This window comes from Brooklawnia propionicigenes (assembly GCF_030297015.1).
In the GTDB taxonomy this organism is placed as follows: Bacteria; Actinomycetota; Actinomycetes; order Propionibacteriales; family Propionibacteriaceae; genus Brooklawnia; species Brooklawnia propionicigenes.
The window spans coordinates 1,731,134-1,751,422 of sequence record NZ_AP028056.1 but is presented as its reverse complement, the minus strand read 5'-3'; the positions used below and the strand labels follow the sequence as shown (position 1 = coordinate 1,751,422).

General features: G+C 66.3%; 21 protein-coding genes and 2 pseudogenes. 8 read left to right on the top strand and 15 right to left on the bottom strand.

The window, feature by feature from the left end; translation table 11 throughout:
* Positions 1 to 14: 14 nt before the first annotated feature.
* Together QUE25_RS07890 and QUE25_RS07885 are read left to right on the top strand one after the other, a co-directional pair.
* Entirely contained in the window at positions 15 to 287 is a 273-nt protein-coding gene (locus tag QUE25_RS07890; RefSeq protein ID WP_286263779.1) for a transposase, read from the top strand.
* On the top strand, positions 284 to 1,168 hold the full coding sequence (locus QUE25_RS07885) for an IS3 family transposase (protein ID WP_286263776.1): 885 nt from the start codon (positions 284 to 286) through the stop codon (positions 1,166 to 1,168). Before QUE25_RS07890 ends, QUE25_RS07885 begins: the two co-directional genes overlap by 4 nt.
* On the opposite strand, the gene QUE25_RS07880 is transcribed toward QUE25_RS07885, so the two are convergent.
* The 6 genes from QUE25_RS07880 to QUE25_RS07855 all read right to left on the bottom strand — a co-directional run bounded on the left by QUE25_RS07880 (position 1,133) and on the right by QUE25_RS07855 (position 8,133).
* Positions 1,133 to 1,552, bottom strand: a complete 420-nt coding sequence (locus tag QUE25_RS07880) for a hypothetical protein (protein WP_286263773.1) — start codon at positions 1,550 to 1,552, stop codon at positions 1,133 to 1,135. The two genes, QUE25_RS07885 and QUE25_RS07880, sit on opposite strands and share 36 nt — an antisense overlap.
* Before the next feature lie 32 nt (positions 1,553 to 1,584).
* Positions 1,585 to 1,935 carry a helix-turn-helix domain-containing protein gene (locus QUE25_RS07875; protein ID WP_286263772.1) on the bottom strand — a complete coding sequence of 117 codons (351 nt, stop codon included), beginning with the start codon at positions 1,933 to 1,935 and terminating at the stop codon, positions 1,585 to 1,587.
* A 10-nt stretch (positions 1,936 to 1,945) separates the two neighbouring features.
* Entirely contained in the window at positions 1,946 to 3,085 is a 1,140-nt protein-coding gene (locus QUE25_RS07870; protein WP_286263770.1) for a tyrosine-type recombinase/integrase, read from the bottom strand.
* A 513-nt stretch (positions 3,086 to 3,598) separates the two neighbouring features.
* The gene (locus tag QUE25_RS07865; protein WP_286263768.1) at positions 3,599 to 4,441 is read right to left on the bottom strand and encodes a phosphotransferase; all 843 of its coding nucleotides are present in this window, start codon (positions 4,439 to 4,441) and stop codon (positions 3,599 to 3,601) included.
* Between the two features lie 9 nt (positions 4,442 to 4,450).
* Positions 4,451 to 6,700, bottom strand: a complete 2,250-nt coding sequence (locus QUE25_RS07860; RefSeq protein WP_286263767.1) for a tyrosine-type recombinase/integrase — start codon at positions 6,698 to 6,700, stop codon at positions 4,451 to 4,453.
* Positions 6,697 to 8,133 carry a tyrosine-type recombinase/integrase gene (locus tag QUE25_RS07855; RefSeq protein ID WP_286263765.1) on the bottom strand — a complete coding sequence of 479 codons (1,437 nt, stop codon included), beginning with the start codon at positions 8,131 to 8,133 and terminating at the stop codon, positions 6,697 to 6,699. The genes QUE25_RS07860 and QUE25_RS07855 overlap by 4 nt, the downstream gene beginning before the upstream one ends.
* Between QUE25_RS07855 and QUE25_RS07850 the strand changes: the two genes are divergently transcribed.
* Positions 8,134 to 8,541: a hypothetical protein gene (locus QUE25_RS07850; protein ID WP_286263763.1), complete on the top strand. Its 408-nt coding sequence runs from the start codon at positions 8,134 to 8,136 to the stop codon at positions 8,539 to 8,541. It begins immediately after the preceding gene.
* Positions 8,542 to 9,216: 675 nt separating this feature from the next.
* Here QUE25_RS07850 and QUE25_RS07845 read toward each other — a convergent pair.
* Entirely contained in the window at positions 9,217 to 10,068 is an 852-nt protein-coding gene (locus QUE25_RS07845) for a hypothetical protein (RefSeq protein ID WP_286263761.1), read from the bottom strand.
* Between the two features lie 323 nt (positions 10,069 to 10,391).
* On the opposite strand from QUE25_RS07845, the gene QUE25_RS07840 reads away from it, so the two are divergent.
* On the top strand, positions 10,392 to 11,186 hold the full coding sequence (locus QUE25_RS07840; protein ID WP_286263759.1) for a DUF4386 family protein: 795 nt from the start codon (positions 10,392 to 10,394) through the stop codon (positions 11,184 to 11,186).
* Positions 11,187 to 11,264: 78 nt separating this feature from the next.
* On the opposite strand, the gene QUE25_RS07835 is transcribed toward QUE25_RS07840, so the two are convergent.
* Positions 11,265 to 12,149 (bottom strand): IS3 family transposase, encoded by an 885-nt coding sequence (locus QUE25_RS07835; RefSeq protein WP_286263757.1) that lies wholly within the window; start codon positions 12,147 to 12,149, stop codon positions 11,265 to 11,267.
* On the bottom strand, positions 12,146 to 12,466 hold the full coding sequence (locus tag QUE25_RS07830; protein WP_286263755.1) for a transposase: 321 nt from the start codon (positions 12,464 to 12,466) through the stop codon (positions 12,146 to 12,148). Before QUE25_RS07830 ends, QUE25_RS07835 begins: the two co-directional genes overlap by 4 nt.
* Before the next feature lie 43 nt (positions 12,467 to 12,509).
* Between QUE25_RS07830 and QUE25_RS07825 the strand changes: the two genes are divergently transcribed.
* From QUE25_RS07825 to QUE25_RS07815, 3 genes are all read left to right on the top strand, one after another.
* Positions 12,510 to 13,223: a wax ester/triacylglycerol synthase domain-containing protein gene (locus QUE25_RS07825; protein WP_286263748.1), complete on the top strand. Its 714-nt coding sequence runs from the start codon at positions 12,510 to 12,512 to the stop codon at positions 13,221 to 13,223.
* Positions 13,224 to 13,330: 107 nt separating this feature from the next.
* Entirely contained in the window at positions 13,331 to 13,747 is a 417-nt protein-coding gene (locus QUE25_RS07820) for a WS/DGAT domain-containing protein (RefSeq protein WP_286263746.1), read from the top strand.
* Between the two features lie 733 nt (positions 13,748 to 14,480).
* Entirely contained in the window at positions 14,481 to 14,978 is a 498-nt protein-coding gene (locus tag QUE25_RS07815; RefSeq protein ID WP_286263744.1) for a DinB family protein, read from the top strand.
* A gap of 40 nt (positions 14,979 to 15,018) precedes the next feature.
* On the opposite strand, the pseudogene QUE25_RS07810 reads toward QUE25_RS07815, so the two are convergent.
* The 6 genes and pseudogenes from QUE25_RS07810 to QUE25_RS07785 all read right to left on the bottom strand — a co-directional run bounded on the left by QUE25_RS07810 (position 15,019) and on the right by QUE25_RS07785 (position 20,085).
* Positions 15,019 to 15,847: pseudogene (locus QUE25_RS07810) on the bottom strand (HAD-IIA family hydrolase).
* A pseudogene (locus QUE25_RS07805) lies at positions 15,844 to 16,281 on the bottom strand (sn-glycerol-1-phosphate dehydrogenase); the annotation flags it as partial. The pseudogenes QUE25_RS07810 and QUE25_RS07805, both read right to left, overlap by 4 nt.
* A 155-nt stretch (positions 16,282 to 16,436) precedes the next feature.
* Complete coding sequence (locus QUE25_RS07800; RefSeq protein ID WP_286263741.1) at positions 16,437 to 16,736, bottom strand: addiction module antidote protein; 300 nt, start codon at positions 16,734 to 16,736, stop codon at positions 16,437 to 16,439.
* Positions 16,720 to 17,043: a type II toxin-antitoxin system RelE/ParE family toxin gene (locus QUE25_RS07795; RefSeq protein ID WP_286263739.1), complete on the bottom strand. Its 324-nt coding sequence runs from the start codon at positions 17,041 to 17,043 to the stop codon at positions 16,720 to 16,722. Before QUE25_RS07795 ends, QUE25_RS07800 begins: the two co-directional genes overlap by 17 nt.
* A 925-nt stretch (positions 17,044 to 17,968) precedes the next feature.
* Entirely contained in the window at positions 17,969 to 19,057 is a 1,089-nt protein-coding gene (locus tag QUE25_RS07790) for an NAD(P)H-dependent glycerol-3-phosphate dehydrogenase (protein ID WP_286263737.1), read from the bottom strand.
* On the bottom strand, positions 19,054 to 20,085 hold the full coding sequence (locus QUE25_RS07785; protein ID WP_286263735.1) for a sugar-binding transcriptional regulator: 1,032 nt from the start codon (positions 20,083 to 20,085) through the stop codon (positions 19,054 to 19,056). The genes QUE25_RS07790 and QUE25_RS07785 overlap by 4 nt, the downstream gene beginning before the upstream one ends.
* Before the next feature lie 79 nt (positions 20,086 to 20,164).
* Here QUE25_RS07785 and QUE25_RS07780 point away from each other — a divergent pair, with 79 nt between their 5' ends.
* Entirely contained in the window at positions 20,165 to 20,287 is a 123-nt protein-coding gene (locus tag QUE25_RS07780; RefSeq protein ID WP_286263732.1) for a hypothetical protein, read from the top strand.
* Positions 20,288 to 20,289: the final 2 nt, after the last annotated feature.

Genomic DNA, 20,289 nt, shown 5'->3' with positions numbered 1-20,289 from the left:
ACAAAGCTAACGCGGTGGCGTTGGTGTTGGATGATGGGCGGTCGATCGCTGAGGCGGCACGGAATATCGGCGTCCTCGAGAAGACGTTAGGGAAATGGGTGAAGAAAGAACGAGACTTGCGCGATGAGCAGCGTGACCCGGACGAGTCTTTGACACGCTCGGAACGGGCCGAGCTCGAACAGCTCCGCGCGGATTACCAGAGGCTGCTGGACGAAAACGCTCATCTCCAGATGCAGGCCAGTTTCGCAAAAAAAGTGGCGACCTGGTTCGCGAAAGACCAGCAGTGAAGTTTGCTGCGATCGCGGACTGGGCTGATCAGGGTGTTTATCCGGTGGTGTTCATGTGTCGGGAACTCCAGGTGTCGACCTCGGGCTATTACAAGTGGCGGAGTCATCGGGTTTCGGTCAGGCACGACCAAGACGATCTGCTGATGGGATTGATTCGCCATTTTTATGCCAGCAGCCCGGGCCGGCCTGGGGTCCGACGCATTCATGCCGAGCTCGCTGCTGGCGGGCACCGGGTGTCGCGCAAGCGGGTGTGGCGGTTGATGCGGGCGCTGGGTGTCCAGGGCCGTCATCCCGCGGCGTGGCGGCGAACCACGGTGGCTGGCGAGCATCCGGTGCCGGCCCCGGACCTGATCGGTCGAAGGTTCGAGGCGTCGGGGCCGAACGAGAAGTGGTGTGGTGATATCACGTATGTGAAGACGTGGAATGGTTGGGCTTATCTGGCGACGGTGATCGACCTGTATTCCAGGAAGGTGGTGGGTTGGGCTGTCGATGACCATATGCGTACCTCGTTGGTCACTGATGCTTTGGATATGGCTCGGGTTCATCGTCGGCCTCGGACACGCGTGATTTTTCATTCGGACCGTGGGACGCAGTATACGTCGACGGATTTTGCTAAGTACTGTCGGAAACACAAGATTCGTCGATCATTGGGCCGTACCGGGATTTGTTACGATAACGCGGTCGCCGAATCGTTCTTCGCGACCTACAAGAAGGAACTCATCCATACCCGGCCTTGGCCAGATCTCAAGACTCTGAAGAAGTACACGTTTTCTTGGATTGAGGAATACTACAACCAGACTCGTCGCCATTCAACGCTCGGATACTTGACACCGCAAGAATATGAGCTAGGCTACAGAAACATACTTGAACTCGCAGCCTAAACAGCTATCCACTTTATCGGGAACACTCCAGGCGGTGAGCAGGTCGGCGTGGCGGGCCAGCCACCGGCGGGTGGTGAGGGGCTCGGCGGCGAGGATGACTGGTCGCAGCGGTGCGAGGAGGCCGGCGGGCTGGGCGGGGATGATGTGGTCGAGCGCGCGGCGAAGGGTGCAGTGGTCGCACAGCTGGGTGGGCCCGATGGTGCGTGCCTGGTTGGGCGTGCGTCCGCAGTCGACGCATTGGCGCCGGCTGTACCTGCGGCACCATTTGCAGACCCGGTGGTGGTCGAGGACCCGGTCGGGCTTGCCGCAGGCCGAGCATGCGCCACGGACACGGTCGGTGCCCTGGGTGCAGCGGCCGCAGAACTCCTTGCTGGACTTGCCCATCTCCCGCCCGCAGATCGGGCACGGCCCCGGGCTCACTCGACGCTGGTGATGTCGGCCCGCCGGGGGGTGCGTTGTTTCGCGGCGGTGATGGTCGCCGGTGCGGGACCGGTGGTGCCGGTGGCCCTGACGGGCCGGGTTTCGACGACGGGCTCGATGAGCTCGTTGGGGGTGCAGTCGAGGATGTCGCATAAGGCGACCAGGGTGCGCAGGCTGAGCCTTTCGGGGGTGCCGGTGACGAGTCGGTACACCTGGGCCGGTGACAGCGCGACGCCGCGTTCGGCGAGCAGGGGCGTCAGGTCGGTGGTGGCGTACATTTCGTGCTCGGCCATGAGCCGGCGCAGGTGCCAGCGGTATCCGAGGGCGGGTTTGCGGGTGCGGGGCATCGGGCTTCTCCTAGCTGGTTGGTTGGTCGAGGGCGCGGGACAGGGCTCGGCGCAGCGCCTGGTTCTTGTAGTCGGCGCCGACGCTTGTGTAGATGGCGGTGGTGGCGCCCCAGGCGTGGCCGAGTTGCTGCTGGACGAACAGGTGGTCGTAGCCGTCCTCGAGGAGGTGGCTGGCGTAGGAGTGTCGCAGGCAGTGTGTGGACAGGATCGGGTCCAGCCCGGCCGCCTCACGGTAGGCCTGGAAGCGCACAGTCAGGGCGTCGGTGGAGATCTTGGCGCGCCGCTCGGTGGGCCACAGCGCGACCCCGGCCGGGGCGTACAGCGGCCGGATCTCCTCGACCCATTCGGCGACCGCCTCCGCCGCCCAGCCCATCGTGGTGAGCACGGTCCGGCGCCGCGGCGGGGAACCCTTGACGGCTTTGCCGTAGCGCACGCTCAGCGCGCCGTAGCGGCCGAACTGTGGTGCGGCAGGGTTGGCCGACCAGTCGACGGTCTCGAGCATCGCGGCTTCCCTGCGGCGCAGCCCCCACGCGTAGATCGCCTTGAACAAGGTGGCGTCCCGGTAGGCCGCCAGCCAGCCCTTCCGGCCGCGGTCGGCGACCTGGGCGACCCGCTGGTCGCAGTAGTCGAAGAACACCTGCAGCTCGTCGCGGGTGAACGGCCGGTTCCCGGGCCGCCCCTCGTACTCGGCACGGTGCACGACGGTGTTCCACTCGTGGAAGACCTGCACCGGGTGCGACCCGAAGTGCAGCTCGCACACCTCGGCCCAGCGGTAGCGCGGGTCGGTGACATACCCACAGAACAGGGACACAGCCATCTGGTAGTAGCGGACCGAGGAGTGCGCGACACCGCCGCCGACCAGCTCCGAGGTCCACTCCTCGACGTCGGCCGGCGTCCATCGCCACGGATACTCCCCGGCGAATCGGTGGAACCGGCGGACCGCGAAGATCCGCTGTTTGATCGTGGTGTCGACCAGCAGCCGGGACCGCTGCTGCACAGCCCAACCGTCCAGCATCGCCTCGAAGACAGTCTCCTCCGGCGCCAGCAGCGCCAACCCGCCCGCGAGCAGCACCTCGGCCGACCCCGGAACACCCAACGCAGCAGGCGCCAACCGCGCCGCCGCATCACCCTCGACACCCCTCACAAGCACATGAACGTATCATGCATCCGATGCAATCCGCACACCGGCGAACCAAACTTCACTAGGCGATACACTGGGCACCGAGAGAGCGGCCGGCCGCGTCCGATGGACTCCGTCCGACGCTCGCAGGCATGCAGCCAACCGCCTGAATACATCATCGGATGCAATTCGCCGGGTTTGTTCGGGAACTCGCTGCTGATCATGCTGCAGGACCCCCAGGCGACCCACGTCGCCGGCTACCAGGCGTTCAAGGCCATGGGGCGCCAGGTGCGCCGAGGCGAGTCCGGCATCAAGGTCCTCGCGCCGATCACGCGCCGCGAGCCGCGCCTCGACAACACTGGCCAACCTGTGCGCGACGACCAGGGCCGCGCCGTGCACCAGACACACGTCGTCGGCACGAAGCCCGTCACGGTGTTCGACGGGTTATCCAGAGAATTGCGTCGAGATTCCCGGCTGGGCTGTTGTGCTCGATTGTGCTCGGTTGTTGGACTCTTGGCGAGTATCGGGTTGCGGACCGGCGGGTCAGACTTCGCCGCTGAGGAAGCTTTCGACCATTGCGCGGCCCTTGTCCTCGAAGGCCTGGTCGCCAACTTGGTGTGCCCAGACGACGGTGCTGACGCTTTGAAGGAGGTGCTCGGCGTTGAGGATGTCGGGGTCGAACTTGTCGAGCGAGTGCCCGTAGCCGGCGAAGAACGCGTCGCGCAGTGTGGGGGCGCCGGCGAGTTGTTGGTGCAGCAGTCGGATGAGGTCGCTTTCGACGGGTCGTTGGGCTGCGCGCCCGAAGTCGATGACGCGCAGAGTGCCGTGGTCGTCGAGCCAGTTGCGGGGTTGGTAGTCGCCGTGGGTGAACCGTACCTCGACTGGGTGCGCGCGCATCCCGGTGAGGTGCTGGCGGGTGGCGGACAGCGTCGTGGGGTCGAGGAGCCCAAGCCGGCCTGCTGTGGCATGGAGGATCTCGATCTTGGCGATGGTTGTCGGGAGGTAGTCCTCCGAGGTTTCGGGCCTCACGTGGAGCTGCGCGAGGGCTGCACCGGCTTGGCGGTACACGGCTGGGTTGTGCTCGGCGGGCGTGCCTTCGACGAGGGTGCCGGGTATCCATTTGGTGAGGAGCAGGCCGGCCTCGCGGTCGGCGTGGTGCAGGTGTGGGAATCGGTGGTCGTGGAGGTTGTTGAGCACGCGGACGTGTGCCTCGATCTCACGTCCGATGTGGTGACTTGTTTCGCTGGCTTTCACCACGAGGTCACCGTCGGTGGTGCGGACGCGCAGCACGGTGGTGTCTTGCAGCGGCCAGGAGTGGTCGGTGACGATGCTCCACTCACCGAGCCAATCCCGGAGCAGGCCGAGTTGGCGGGCGGTGAGGGGCACCGCAGCACTCTATTGGCCGGGGGCGGCCTCGGGGTGCATCGCCGTTGGTTGTGCTGCTGCTTCGAGCGCTTCAGCGGCGTCGGTGTCGAGTCGTTCGGCTCGGGCGATGATGGCTCGGATGCGTTCGATTTCGAGTTCTCGGGCGGCGATTTGTCCGGCTGGTTCGTGGTGTCGGCGTGCTTCGTCGAGCGCTTTGGTGTGGCTGGCGAGCATGGCGCGGAAGGTGTCGACCGCGCCGCGTTTGGGTTGGACGTTGCCGCAGCCGAGGCAGACGAGTCCACGGGGGCAGTGCTCGCCTGCGGGCAGGACGCAGATGTGGGTGCCCATGTCGCGCAGGGAGTGGGTGGTGGCGAGCTGGCGCCAGTCGTCGGCGGTGGGGGTCTTGAGTCCTTGGCTGCCGTGGACGTCGAGGTACATGCCGCGCATGGCTCGGCGATATTCGTTGACGAGTTCGTCGGGGTAGAGCTTGGCGTAGACCATGACGGTGTCGATGGTGGCGTGGCCGAGGAGCGCCTGGATGACGTGCACGGGGGTGTGGGCGTTGAGGTGTTCGGAGGCGAACAGCCGCCGGCAGTCGTGCGGGGTGAGCTTGATGGGGCTGCCGTCGGCGTGGGCGGCGCCGGCGTTGAGGGAGAGCCAGCCGAGCCGGCCGCGGACGGTCGTGGCGGTGAAGGTGGTCGGCCCGCGCAGGCCTTGGAGGAGGTAGGGAGCGCGTGGCAGGGGCCGTTTCTCGTGTTCGTCGCGGCGGTCGACGAAGGGGACGTGGCTGGTGCTGTAGAAGGTTTTGAGGTGTCGGATGATCTCGGCGAGCACGGTGCCGAGCTGATTGCCGATGGGGATCACGCGGGCCCGGCCGAACTTGCTCGGTTTGACGTGGAGCAGGTAGTAGATCTCGCCGCTGGCCAGGCTGCGTTTGAGGATGTCGAGGGTGGTCAGTTCGAGCGTTTCTTCGATCCGCAGCCCGGAGGTGAGCAGCAGTTCGAGCAGGGCCCAGTCCCAGAACGTGGTGCGTTCGGCGGTGACCAGCCGGGGGTCTTCGGGGTTGCCGGCGAGGGTGTGTTCGGCGTCGTGCCAGCGGCGCAGAGCGAATGCTCGGATGTTGGGCATCTCGCGTTGCAGGTCGAGGACGGTTTCGGTGACCTGGGCGCGTTGGCGTTTGCGCGCCTTGATGTAGCCGGCGTCGAGCAGGTCGTGGCGGGCGAGCATGACCGCGGAGGGTGCGTGCCCTTCCAGGGGGGAGCCGGGTTCGGCGGCCCAGGTGGACAGGTCGGCGAAGAAGGTCCGCACGTCGATCATCCAGGCGTAGGCGGTGGTCCGGTCGCTGGTGCCTTTTCGGGCTGTGGCGCGCTGCACGGTCCGGGCGAGCTCGAGGGCGTAGGGGATGAATCCCCGCGCCTGCGCCGGGGTGATCTCGGCGCAGCTGGACACGTCGGGATGGTGGGCGGCGATGTAGTTGAAGAAGTGGGCCAGCGCGCGGCTCTTGTGCCGCAACGTCGCGTACACGTCGGACAGCCGGCGGGCGTAGGTCTCCAGGTAGACGGCCACGGTCTCGGCGAAGGGTTCAGGGACGCCGCTGATCTTCACCAGTTCCCGCTCGGTGCGGCGGGGAACTGTGCGGCGACGGCTGGTGCCACGGCGAGGAGTTCGAGCCAGTGCGCCGACCTGGCACAGCAGGGCGTCGAGGATGTCGAACGCCTTTCCACCCGTGGGCGGGATCAGCAAGTCGTCGGTGACCAGGCCGTCGAGGCGGTCAACGCCTCGGACCAGCATCAGCTTGGTGGCAGTGTCGATAGCGCGTGCCCGCATGGCTGGCGTTCCCACAACGCAGGACGCCGACGCCCCCTCGAGGGTGTCGCGGGCTCGGCGGATAGGGTCGTTGTCGGGCAGGATCCGGGCCCATTCACTCATTCGGAAGCCGGATACGACACTCCAGGCGGGCTGGACCAGGCGGGCCATCACCAGGGTTCGCACTCCGAGCGACCAGCCGTCCTCGCGACGCAGCGGACGCCTGTCACCGGCCTGCCATCGCGGCCACACCTCCGCTTCGAACACGGCCCAACGCTGTTCAAGCGTCGCCCCGGGAAGAGACTCGACGACGCCCAGGGTCGCCCTTGTGGTCCGCATGACCACTGTGTCGCGAGTGCGTGCCAGCTGCCACACAGCCAGGTGGGCGTTCACAGCGGCATCGATCGTGGCCCTGTCGTAGCTGGTCGCGCGTGCGTGGCGGGCCAGCACGAACAGATCGGTCGTGGAGGTCATCGGGAATCACCGCCGGCTCGTTGGGGTGCGGTGACTGCTTCGAGTTCGGCCAGTGTGGAGGGGGAGTAGTGGAAGGCATAGCTGGGCTCGGAGTTAGCGTTGAGAGCTCGCCGTTCGATCTCGGCGATGGCCTTGGCCATGGCCTGGTGGTCGACGTGGGCGTAGGTGTCGACTGTCGTGCCCACGTGGGCGTGCCCGAGCAGCTGCTGCGCCACCGCGACGCCTGCGGTGGCGACGACATGTGTGGCGACGGTGTGCCGGAACATGTGGGCGGTGACCGGGACGCCGGTTCGAGCCGAGAGCGCACGCAGGGCGGCTTCGAACGCACTGTAAGTCAACGGTTCGGGCCAGCCGCGCCGCAGACCGACCCAGGCGGCGTCGGTGGTGGCGTCGCGGCGCTCCTGGTCGCGATAGGTGTCGAACGCCTGCCAGAAAGTGTCCGTGACCGGGACGCGGTGCTGATCTCGGGCGCCTTTCAGCAGCACGATCATCGCGGACCGGCGCCGGTCCAGATCGCCCAGACGGAGGCCGAGGATCCCGTGCCGGCCGTGTTCGGCGCTCCAATCCCCAATTCGTTGACCCGATTGGGACAACAAGATGAGGATCGCCTTGTCCCTCCACGATCGGGCCCCCTCGATCAGCGCGCTGACCTGGTCGTCGCTGAGCACCTTGGGCTCCGCCCTCGGCTCACGCCGCCGAAGCTCGGCGCGCGGCCGTCGCGGCGGCGCAGATCCACCGCCACCCATCCCGTGAGTGGGTTCGGTGGTCATCGCCGGCACCGGGCTGGTCCGGCCCGCCCACACGCCGCCACGGTCGGTATCCCGCTCGATCAAGAACCCGAAGAACGACGCCAGAACGCTCAGCCGGTGATTCACCGTCCGCGCAGCGCGGGCCTGTCCGCCGCGATCCAGGCCGCGGGCGAAACGGTCGATGTAGGCCTCGACGTCAGTCTTCGACACTGCGGCCAGCTCGATGCTCTTGCCGGCGAGCCACTCACCGAAGTTGCCCAGACCCAGCCGGTACGACCGGGACGTGTAGGTGCCCCGGCCTCGCCGCTCCAAGTACCCGACGAACTCCTCCACAGCCTGAACCACTGGACTCGCCACCGCTGGACTCCTCTCGTAGGACCCAAGCCCAGCACGGCAATCACGCGTCAGAAACTCGAAAACTCGAGAGAAGACATCCGCCAGACCGACGGCCCACCGCTGCCCGACCCCAAGATCGGCGAGGCCGCCCTCCTCACCGGACAAGCCCCCGTCGGACTTTGGGAACGCCTCCAAGGCCTCCTCGAGGAACGGGGATTCGACGTACGTCGCGGCGCAGACCTCGGGGGGCCGAACGGCTACACCGACTTCGGCCGGCGGCTCGTCATGGTTCGCGATGACGTCGACGACGCCCAGGCCGTCAAGACCCTCGCCCACGAAGCTGGTCACGTGATCCTCCACCCAGACCAGCAGGGCCGCGAGTGCCGGGGGATCCTCGAAGTCGAGGCCGAATCCGTCGCGTACATGGTGACCAGCGCCCACGGGCTCGACTCCAGCCAGTACACCTTCAACTACGTCGCCGGCTGGGCCCTCAACGCGGTGACCGAGCAGCGTGACCTCGCCGACATCCTCCGCAGCACAGGCCAACGTGTCATCGGCGCCGCAGACCTCATTCTTCAGACCACTCAGCCGGCTCCGACCGTCACCGATACCGCGCTCGATGCTCTGGAGAGTGACATCCGAGTTCAGACGGACCCCATGCGCTGGGAGGCAGTCTCCGTCGACGAGGCCATCACCCCGGAGCCGCCGATCGTGCCTTCGCCGGCGCTGGTCCCCTCAGTGGGCCGCTTACCATGACGATCGCGATGGACGAGCTCTGCTCACCAAGCCCCTGCGACAAGGTTTCGTCGTCGACGCGGCGCTTGCACGATCTCAAGCGGAACGTTGCCCGCGCCTTCTTGTTGCTGCGAGCGGTCGGTGTCGGACTTGCCAGGCCTCACGGCGCCCAGGAGGGAGCCGAACCTGCACGCGTCCCGATCCGCTGGCTCGCCAGTGATCCCGGGGCGGGCCCCGCCTATGCTGAAGGGCAGCGATGGACCCCAGATCCGCGCGGATCTCGGGTTCGGATCGAATCCCCACGTATTCCCCACGACAAGGTGACGAAGTGGCCATCAACCCACATAAGACCTTGTCAGGGGGTCATTATCGGCTGACAGAAGAGAGGTTCAACTCCTCTCTCGCGCACAAAAACAGCCTCTGACAAGGGCAAATAGGACGAAAAGGCGGGAGGCGAAAACCTCTCGCCTTTCTTGTGTCCCGGGCGATGTCGAGGCTGTTGACAACGGGGAATGCTTCGCTGACGCGGCCGGCGCTGCCTTTGGTGACGGGTTCATTCCCCACATGGGAGGCGTGTTCCCCACGGATTCCCCACGGTGGTCACCGGCAACGTCGTCCTCATGGACTGGGACGCGACCGTGTCCTGGTGTACGGCCGCCCGGGACGGGACGGTGAACTGCGCACCTGCTGCGCGCGTTAGTTCAGGATGGCCGCGCCTGTGCTCCGTGGCGTGTCGGGACGGAGGTGTTGAGGGGACGGGTGTTGGAGGTAGCCATGGATGGCGAGGAGGCTGGCCACGACGACGAGGGAGACCATCACCATGGCCGGTGTGGTGTTGCTGGCGCCGGCGATCAGCATCAACACCATGGCCGCGATGATGCTGGATCCCATCAAGGCTGAGAACACCAGCCATGGCGCTAACCAGAACAGGCCGTGTTCGCGGCGTTGCAGGGCGGCGACGCCGGCGAGGATGAAGCCGGGCAACACGATCGCCAGGTCGATCACATGGATCGGGTTCACCCACAGGCCGGCTTCGGTGAGGCTTGCCGGTACCGTCCCTGTGAGGAGGGCGGGAACGAGTTCGCTCAGCCACAGGCCGGCGAACAACACGCCGATGCCGATGATCACCCACGCTGCCATCGTCAGCGGGCGGCCGCTGGGGTAGGGGCAGTCCTTGCCACGCACGGGCTTGGCGTGGAAGATGACGGCCCACGCGGCGAGGCCCAACACGGTGACGTAGACGCCGAACAGGTAGTTGAGGTGGACCGCCATCGCGTACACGACGAATGCGTAGATCAGGTACAGCAGGGTCCCAAGCCAGACCAGTCCAGCGCGCCGTGATCCCTTGTGGTAGCCGAGGGTGGCGGTGAGGAGAACGACGACCGCGAGCAGGTTTCCGACGTCTTGACCCTTGGCCTGGAGGGCCCAGTTCTGTGTCTCGTGTGCGTAGACGCGTGGGTCAGTAAGTCCGGCGACACTGGAGACGATGACGAGTAGGGAAATGATCCCGGACCAGACCAGAACCGAACGGGGCTGGGGGAGTGTCATGGCACTCACAGTACGGGCTCCGAACACGTGCCCTCGCCGCCGCTACGGCGAGAGACTCCCAAGCAGGAAGGGTGGGGCCGCCAGCAACCGCCCCCGGAGGACCGGCAGCTTCGAGCAAACACCCGGGCAGGTGGTCGGCGATACACATCGAGGGCTTTTCGGCGATCGTGCCGGGCGGCTGATACGGCGGCGTTAGAATGAATGAGTGACCTACAAGGTTGTGGTTGTCACACGGTTGGGTGGACCGGATGTCCTGCGTATTGTCGCCCTCTACGAAAGAGGACAGATCGTCGGCAACATCGTCCTGCTCTCGGAGGCATGAAATGAACAGACCCACACAGTCCCGCGAAATCACTTCGTCGTCTCCTCGTCGGCGCTCCCCGGCTGGTGTCGGCCGCAGGATGAAGCCCGGCGCGTCTGCTGGTCCCGACCTTTCGTGGCAGCCGTTGTATCGGATCGGCGGCTACGCGGCGTTGGTGTTCGTGGTGCTGGTGCTGGTGCCGGTCGCGCTCGTGTTCGCCGCGCCGCTCCCACCCACCCAGGGGCGGGCTGTGTTGGAGTACATCGCCGCCAACAGGGCGGTCTACCTGGTCGAGCTGGTCAGTTTCGTCGGGTTGGCGGTGCCGGCCCTTCTCGTGTTCGGCGCCCTGGCGGTCGCACTGTCCCGGGTCAACAAGGCCTTGGCCGCGGTCGGGGGCCTGTTCGGCATCGTGTCGGAGACGATCGCGCTGGCTCTGGGCAGCAGCCCCCAGTCGCTGCACGGCGGGCTGGTCGTGCTCGCCGACTCCTACGCGGTGGCCGGCACGGACGCCGAACGTGCCGGCCTGATCGCTGCGGCGGAGGCGCTGATCGCCGCCACGAACGCCGTCTCGTGGGGGGGAATCCTGACCGCGGCCGGCATCCTGGTGTTGTCGCTGGTGATGTGGCAGGGCTTGTTCGGCCGGGCGCTGGCGGTGGTCGGCCTGTTCGCGGGGGTGCTCGGCGTGGTCAGCGAGGCCCTCCGCCCGTTGATCGGCCCCGCCTACCTGGTCTACGGCCTGCTGCTGCCGCTGTGGTTCGCCTGGGTCGGCTGGAAGCTCCTCAAGATCGGGGCGGCCAACCGTGCTCCCGCCCCGTGAGGCGGAGCGGCTCAGTGCCGCTGACGCCTCGAACGTGGTGATGGACGCTGGAGTGTTCCCGATAAAGTGGATAGCTGTTTAGGCTGCGAGTTCAAGTATGTTTCTGTAGCCTAGCTCATATTCTTGCGGTGTCAAGTATCCGAGCGTTGAATGGCGACGAGTCTGGTTGTAGTATTCCTCAATCCAAGAAAACGTGTACTTCTTCAGAGTCTTGAGATCTGGCCAAGGCCGGGTATGGATGAGTTCCTTCTTGTAGGTCGCGAAGAACGATTCCGCGACGGCGTTATCGTAACAAATCCCGGTACGGCCCAATGATCGACGAATCTTGTGTTTCCGACAGTACTTAGCAAAATCCGTCGACGTATACTGCGTCCCACGGTCCGAATGAAAAATCACGCGTGTCCGAGGCTGGCGATGAACCCGAGCCATATCTAAAGCATCAGTGACCAACGAGGTACGCATATGGTCATCGACAGCCCAGCCCACCACCTTCCTGGAATACAGGTCGATCACCGTCGCCAGATAAGCCCAACCATTCCACGTCTTCACATACGTGATATCACCGCACCACTTCTCGTTCGGTGCCGACGCCTCGAACCTTCGACCGATCAGGTCCGGGGCTGGCACCGGATGCTCGCCAGCCACCGTGGTTCGCCGCCACGCCGCGGGATGACGGCCCTGGACACCCAGCGCCCGCATCAGCCGCCACACCCGCTTGCGCGATACCCGGTGCCCGCCAGCAGCGAGTTCGGCATGAATGCGTCGGACCCCAGGCCGGCCCGGGCTGCTGGCGTAAAAATGTCGAATCAATCCCATCAGCAGATCGTCTTGGTCGTGCCTGGCCGAAACCCGATGACTCCGCCACTTGTAATAGCCCGAGGTCGACACCTGGAGTTCCCGACACATGAACACCACCGGATAAACACCCTGATCAGCCCAGTCCGCGATCGCAGCAAACTTCACTGCTGGTCTTTCGCGAACCAGGTCGCCACTTTTTTTGCGAAACTGGCCTGCATCTGGAGATGAGCGTTTTCGTCCAGCAGCCTCTGGTAATCCGCGCGGAGCTGTTCGAGCTCGGCCCGTTCCGAGCGGGTCAAAGGCTCGTCCGGGTCACGCTGCTCATCGCGCAAGTCTCGTTCTTTCTTCACCCATTTCCCTAACGTCTTCTCGAGGACGCCGATATTCCGTGCCGCCTCAGCGATCGACCGCCCATCATCCAACACCAACGCCACCGCGTTAGCTTTATACTCCGCCGTGAAATGCCTCCGCGTAGATCCCATAATCAGCTCCCCTTCACCCTATCGGGAACCGCAAACCTCACCAGTGTCCACCAAACCGGGAACGGTCCACGCCGACGACCAGGTCAACGTGTTCCTGATGGCCGGCATCCTCGGCGTGGGTGGGTTCGTGACCACCGACGGCGCCCCAGATCGCGGCGCGCTGCGTGGCGTCATCGCAGCCCGGATCGGCGACCACGCGTCCACAGGGCTGGCCCGCTTTACCCAACGCGTCCGCGTCCACGGGCGGACCCTGACCTGGCAGCCCTGCCTGCCCGACCTGAGCTGGCATGTCCGCCGCGTCGACCCCGTCGACGGGGTGGACGGGCTCGCCGACCTGTGCGCCAGCCTGATGACGGTGCCGATGCCCCTGGACCGGCCCTTGAGGGAGCTGCTCATCGTGTCCGGCGCCAGCCCCGACGGGCCCGGGATCGTGCTGCGCGTGCACGACGCCGTGGCCGACGGGGTCGCCGCAGTCCGGCTGCTGCAGCGGCTCTTCGGCAGCACCACCACCCCACCCACTACCACCCCGACACCACGTGCCGCGATCCCGCCGGCCCCCCGCCGGCGTTGGCGCACCAGCGCCGCCAGCATCACCCGGGTGAGCGCGGTGTTCCGGGCGACGGTCGCGCCGACTGTGTTGCTCGGACCCATCAGCTCACGCCGTGGGGTGGCCTTCGCCGAGGTCGACCTCGCAGCCCTCGCCCGCGCGGCGAAGACCCAGGGCCCACCGTCAACGATGCGCTGCTCGCCGCGGTAACGGTCGCCGTCGAGGCAGCCCTCGGCGCCGACTACCAGGAGGTACCACCGGTACTGCCCGCCAGCGTCCCGGTCGCCCTCCCCGGACGCTGGACCTCCGGCAACGCCGTGGGCGTCATGCTCGTCCCCCTCCCCACCGGTGTACCGGACGCCGGAGTCCGGCTCGCCCGGATCGCCGGAACCACCCGAGCGGCCAAATCCGAGGCCCGCGCCCAGGGCACGTTTGAACTGACCCGCACCCGTTGGGGTTCCCGGCTGTTCGCGAGGCTGGCACGACGCCAACGCTTCATCGCCTTGTTCGTCACCAATGTCCGCGGCCCCGACCAGCGACTCCACGTGGCCGGCGCACCCCTGGAACGCGTATGGCCCGTCGCGCCGATCCAGGGCAACGTCCGCCTCGGCGTCGCCGCCCTCTCCTACGCCGGCCGACTCGGTGTCTGCATCCACACCGACGCGGACGCCATCCGAGCACGCGTCGCAGGCCGGGCCCTCGACCAAGAACTCCACCGCATGACCACCAGCTAGGACCCTGTCCCGGACGAGGCGACCGCGATGTGCGCCCAGGTAGGCGCCCTAGGGACCCATCCGCCACGCGGTCGCCGGGGACTCTCGCAGGATCGGTGTTCCTGCGAGAGACGGCGGCGGTGGCTGGTGACTGTGCCTCGAGGGGGTGTGGATTGAACGCGAAGATCCCCGCGGCGTGACTATGCTGGGGGTCAGTCCTGGACGCGAGATCCGCGCGGGTCTCGGGTGCAGTGCTATTCCCCACGCATTCCCCACGGCAAGGTGACGATATGGCGACGGCCCATCAAAATACCTTGTCAGGGGGCCATTATCGACTGATAGAAGAGAGCTTCAACTCCTCTCTCGCGCACAAAAAGCGCCTCTGACTAGGGGTTATACAGTGAAAAGGCGGGAGGCGAAAACCTCTCGCCTTTCCTATGTCCCGGTGTTGTGACGAGTAGTTGACAAGGGAGAACACGTCGTGGCGTGACCGGCGGACTCCGTCGTGGTCGCTTCGTTCACCACGCCTGGGGGCGAGTTCACCACGCTTTCCCCACGCGTTCCCCAGCGGAGACCACTACGCCAAAACGCCGTCCCCGCGCCGGGATCCGCAACGCCCTCCAGCAACTCCGCACCGCTGGCGTCACCGTCCCTTCACCGCAGGGTGGGGCAGTGCGGACAGCTGTGGACACGGGGCCGTGACTGGGTGGTGCGGTCTTCCAGAAGCGCCTGCGCCTCGTCGGATCATGCGGCCATGACTGGTCCGGACACCGCCGCCGTGTATCGCGCTGACTTTGAGGTGCAGGCGGCCGCCTTCGTCGACGAGCACCGCCAGATGCTGCTCGCGTCCCTGGACGGGCTCACCGAGGAGGAGGCCCGGGCCAGGCTGGTGCCTTCCAAGACGACGCTCCTCGGACTCGTCAAGCATGCGGTGTTTGTGGAGCGCGTGTGGTTCGGGGAGGCGGTCACGGGGCAGTCGCGCGCCGAGTTGGGGATTGCGGCGTCGCCGGACGACTCTTTCGATCTGGCGGCGGAGGACACCATCGAATCCGTCCGGGCCAGCTACCGCGACGCCATCGCCTTGTCGCGCACTGCGTCGGCTGGGCTGTCCGGGGATGTCGTCTTTTCGGGGAACCGGCGGGGCAGTCTCACGCTTCGCTGGATCCTCCTCCACGTCTTGCGTGAGCTGGCCCAGCATTGCGGACACGCGGACATCCTGCGCGAGCAGCTGCTGGCCCGCCGCAACCAGTGAGGCCCGGCTGCCGGGCTTTCGGGCCTCACTGGTCGAGCGCTCAGGTGCCCGCCCCGCGGGCCCGACGCCAGACGGCGTCCGGGACGAGTTGGTCGAAGGTGTCGATGATGTGGTCGGGACGCTGCTCGGGCGGGGCGGCGTCCGCTTCTTCGCGCGTGCTGTCGCCGGTCAGCACCAGGACGGACGCCATCCCGGCCCATCGCCACGTCCGTGGCCAGGCGGTCTCCCACCATGAGGACGTCGGCGGGCTCGACTCCCAAGCCGGCCACCGCCTCTGCGACCATGATCCCCCCCGGTTTGCCCAGGTTCACTGAGCAGCGGACGCCGGTGCACGCCTCGATGGCGGCGGTGATCGCGGCGCAGTCCGGCTCGCCGCGTCCGCCGGGGAAGGGGCAGTAGCGGTCGGGGTTGGTCTGTACGAGGATGGCCCTCCTGTGGAACCAGAGCGCGTCGAAGGCGATCTGCAGCTTGCGGTAGTCGAACGTGCGGTCGTAGGAGGCCAGCACGATGTCGATCTCGGCCGGGTGCTCGCTGAGCTGCACCCCCGCGGCGCGCAGCGCCCGGATCAGCGGCTCCTCCGCGATGGGGAACACCACGGCGTCCGGGTGGTGGTGCCGCAGCCAGCCCACGGTCGAAACCACGGTGTTGGCGATGTCGGAAACCGGCGTCGGGAGCCCGAGCCGGGCGAGCTTCGCGGCGTACTGCTCCGGGTCCTTGGTGGGGTTGTTCGACAGGAACCGGACGGGAGCCCCCAGCTCGCGCAGCACCCTCAGCGTGTCGGCGACTCCGGGCAGGACCTCGTCGCCGAGGTAGATGGTGCCGTCCATGTCGAACACGTAGGCGGAGTACAGGCGCTCCGGACGCGTCATGTCCACAGCCCGCCGGGCGCGAAGACCTCATCGACGAGTTCGTCGAACCAGCCGATCTCCCTGGTCACGTCGAGGACGGTGTACCTCGACCGGTAATACATCGCGCGTGGGAACGTGTCCTTGAGTTGGGCCAGCGTGAGGCCGATGTGCTCAGGGTGCGTCGGCGTCCCCGCCGCGGCCAGGCGCGGGCGCAGCGACGGCCACGAATCGACCAGCGTCTGCACGCGCGTCCGCAGGCCGTCGGCGTCCACGTACTTCTCCCGGGTCTCCCGGACTCCCTTCTCCGCGAGCGCTCCGGTCAGCTTGGAGCGGATGTCCGCCTCGAGCGCATCCCACGACGGCCACGCGGCCACCACCCGGTCGACGTCGACGCCAGCGAGGTCGCGCTGCATGAACTTCTCGTAGAACGCGGTCATCGCCAGCGTTCCGATGGCCTAAAGGGGGGTATGGGCCAGGCTGCTGGTTGAAACCACCACGCACGCCGAACAACTCGACATGGTCCGCGAAGGCATCGACGGGCACCAGCACCTCGTCGTCTCGTGAGCCGCGACCTTCGAGCCAATCGCGGGATGTGCGTACCTTTCGTGAGTCAGGCGGCGTGCAGAGTGAATCGCAGCCCCAGTGCGTTGGTCACCTTCAGGACGGTCGACCAGGTCGGGTTGCCCTGATCGGACAGCGCCTTGTACAGGCCGTCGCGGCTCATGCCGACGCGGCGAGCGAGTTCGCTCATGTTCTGGGAGCGAGCGATGACACCAAGGGCGCGGGGAACGGCCGTGGGGTCCTCGGCCGATTCCTCCAGCGCAATCTCCAGGTAGGAGGCGACATCATCGATGCCCTCGAGATAGTCGGCCGCATCGAACGGGGTGTACTTCTCAGTCTTCTTCGTCATCGTCGTCCTCCCTCGAACGCCAGTCGGCAGCAAGTTGGTGAGCCTTCTCGATGTCCTGTTGCTGTGTGGATTTGTCGCCGCCACACAGCAACAGGACCAGACGGTCGCCGTGTTGTGTGAAGTAGACCCGGTAGCCGGGACCGGAACTCAAGCGCAGTTCGAGCACGCCCTGTCCGACCGACTTCACATCACCAGGATTCCCGTGGGCGAGGCGGTCGATCCGCTCGAGGATCCGCAGCCTGCCCTGCCGGTCCTTAAGCTTTCTGAGCCAACGGTCGAAGCCCTCGCTAGCGTAAACCTCGACCATGTGTCGACTATAGCTGACACTACCTGGCCGGGCAACCTCTGAAGGGAGTAGCGAGGACGGCGAGACAGCACGTCATCAAGGGTCACGTCGTGCTCACGGGCGAGCCCTGTGGTGTCAGGTGGCATGGGCGGGGTGGGGGAACCCGTGGTGTGTCCGAAGCTGTCCACCGGCTGCAGTCGACACCCGTTATGCGGGGTGACTGGCTTGTCTGGGCCGATGACAGGAGGCCGCGATGCAGTGCAAGAAATGCCACTGCAGCATTCGGCGGTCGATGTCGCTCTTGCCCGACCATGTGAAGGAGACCGGTGCCCTTCGCCCCGTCGAACTGCTGCGGGCGGTTAACACCTCCGACCAGCTCGGACTGGCCAAGCGCGAGGGCGAGCCGAACGCAGCGGCCGTTGCCGATGAAGCCCGAGAACCTGCGGCACTCTTCCTGACTCGGGGGCTGGGTCTCGGCCTCGGTGTCGATAGCCGCAGGCGGCGACGCCGAGGCGGCTCCCACGCTCGTCGCCCCTTCCATCGGCTGGCTGGCAGCCCTGCGGTCAACCAACCTCTCGGCGGTGGGCCGTGGGTGTCGGCCGCCTATGCTGAGGAGCAGCCCTGGACGCGAGATCCGCGCGGGTCTCGGGTGCAGAGCTATTCCCCACGTATTCCCCACGGCAAGGTGACGAAGTGGCAATCAACCCGCATGAGACCTTGTCAGGGGGCCATTATCGACTGATAGAAGAGAGCTTCAACTCCTCTCTCGCGCACAGCACGCGAAACCCCCTCCGATTAGGGTCGATACCCAAATCGGAGGGGGTTTCAGCATGTCCGCAGCAGTCCGGCCGCGCCTACTCCCGCCACCGTGACTGTGGCTGGGCGCCCGGCCGGTCCGCCCGCGCGTCGGATCCGGATTACCCCGGGGGAGGGAACCAGAAATCGACTACCGCTGGCCCGCCGAGACCAGACGACGCGGCTGCAGGCCGCCGAAGAACCGCGTCCACGGCACGTCGATCGGGGCGTCATGTGCCACGACGTCGTACAGGAACCTCACCAACGGGAAGTCGCTCGGCTCAATCACGCCGCGTTCGGTCAGCCGCTCCAACGCCTCCCCGACCACACCGATTGCGGCCACGCCCTCGAGCGTGATCCCCTTCATGTGGACGCCGCGCACCTCGGAGAACGGGATCCCGGCACCGACGTACTGGCCTGCCTTTACATTGCGGCCGCCCATCGAGGTGACGAACATGTCGCCCACCCCGCCGAGCCCGTCGGCGGTCTTCGGGTCGCCGCCGATCAGCTCGATGAACTGGTGGATCTCCCGCGACCCCTCGGCGAACAGTGCGGCCGAGAAGTTGAACATCACGTACGGCGCGTCCAGTTCGCCCTTGGCGGTCAAGATGCCGTGCGCGAACCCTTGCGCGAAAGCGAACACGTTCTTGGTGGCGGCCCCGACCTCGTGACCGACGAAGTCGGTCGAGGTCCACACATGGTAGTAGTCGGTGCCGTAGAGCTCGGCCAGGAAGTCGAGCGAGGCCCGATCCTCACCGGCAAAAACCACGCAGCTGGGACGACGGACCGCCAGTTCACCGGCGATGCACGGCCCGACGATGGCCGACCAGGTGACGCGATCGGCGATCGGGCCGACCGCTCGCTGCAGAACGTGAGGCAGGATGCGGAGCGTGCCGTCGGCGTCGGCCTGCAATCCCTTCGTGATGACCAGCACTTTCTGCCCCGGCTCCAGCAAGCGGGCGAGTTGCTCGCCAGCCCAATCGATGCCGAAGGAGTTGACGCCGACCATCACGACGTCCGCGCCGGCGACCGCCTGGGCTGCCTCGGTGAAGTAGTAGGGCTGCACGTTTTCGTCCAGAGCGACCTTCAGGACCGGATGTACCCGGGTGGCCTTGATCGAATCGATGATGTGGTCGTCGAGGTGGGTGCCGATCAGGCGGACCTCGTGGCCGTTGTCCCTAGCCGGGTTGGTAAGGGCAGAGGCCATGACGCCTGCGCCGAGCACCGCGATCGTAGTCATGAGAGTTCCTTTCGTTCTTCGGGATGTGTGGGCGTGTCGGTACGGGTCAGGTTCCGACGGTCTTCTTCATGGGTCTGTGGATGCGCTTCCAGCAGCGCAGTGGCGATGACGCCATCGACGATGAGCGTGGTGCACAGCCCGGCGGTCACCGCTGCCCTGGTGGCCAGTGCCTTGCGTGCGCCTGCCGCGACGACTATTGCGTTGGGACAACGCTGAACGGCGTCGAGGTTCATCGAGAGCGTGCGGGCGTCGAGGCCGGCATCGGCGATGCTCCCGTCGATCGTGATGAAATGACTCATCACGTCGCCGACCGCGCCGGACTCTTCCATGAGCCGCATCTGCTCGGCGGAGAGGTAGCCGGACCGGACAAGAACCGAGTCGTCCGGGCTCACGCTGCCCGGCGAGTACAGCATCACGCGGCATGCCTCTGCCGCCTTGAGCGTGCCCGCGATCGATCCGTCGGAGCGCAACAGCCGGGCGACCCTCGCGTCCTCGAGGATCGTCGGCCCCGCGAGACTGCGAACGGAACCGCCACCTTTCTCAGCCAGCGCGTACAGCGACTCTCCGACCGGATTGCCCTGAGTCACGGTGGGGCCGCCGTTGGTTTGCACGACTTCGATTCCGCGCGTCCAGCCGTTGGGGAGCTCTGCGGCGACGGCCGCGACGGTGCGTCCCCAACTGACCGCGATCCGGCGGATGCTCGGGCGTATCGACGCCAGGTGCATCGCCGCCGCCGAGCAGACCGACCTGAGGGTGATCGCTGAACTGGGTTGGGAAGGCAGCACGATCACCTCGCGCAGGCCGTACTCCTGCCTCAGGCGCACCTCCAACTCATGCCGGCGGGCTCTCGGGTGGTCGATGACGATGCGGACGATGCCGGTCTTGCGGGCATCATCGAGAAGCCTGCCAACCGTCCACCGGGTGACCCCGAGTTTCTCGGCTGCCTCGACCTGCGTGTAGTCGCCGTAGTAGTACAGCTCCGCTGCCCGGAGCATCTGCTCTTCGTAGTCCGCCGTCTGCTTGGGCATCGATCGCCTCCTTTGCCTTGTGCGCCAACTCTAAGAGAGCGAGCACCAAATGTATGAGCCCACCACAGAGGTTGCTCATATGAGCAAAGAGCGGCTTCCTGCAAGCGGAGCAGCATCTGACATCGTCGTCGAAATGACCGTTCACAAGAACCGCAATATCCCCGATCAGATGTTGCTCATCTGCGCAGGTGCGCTCCATTGACT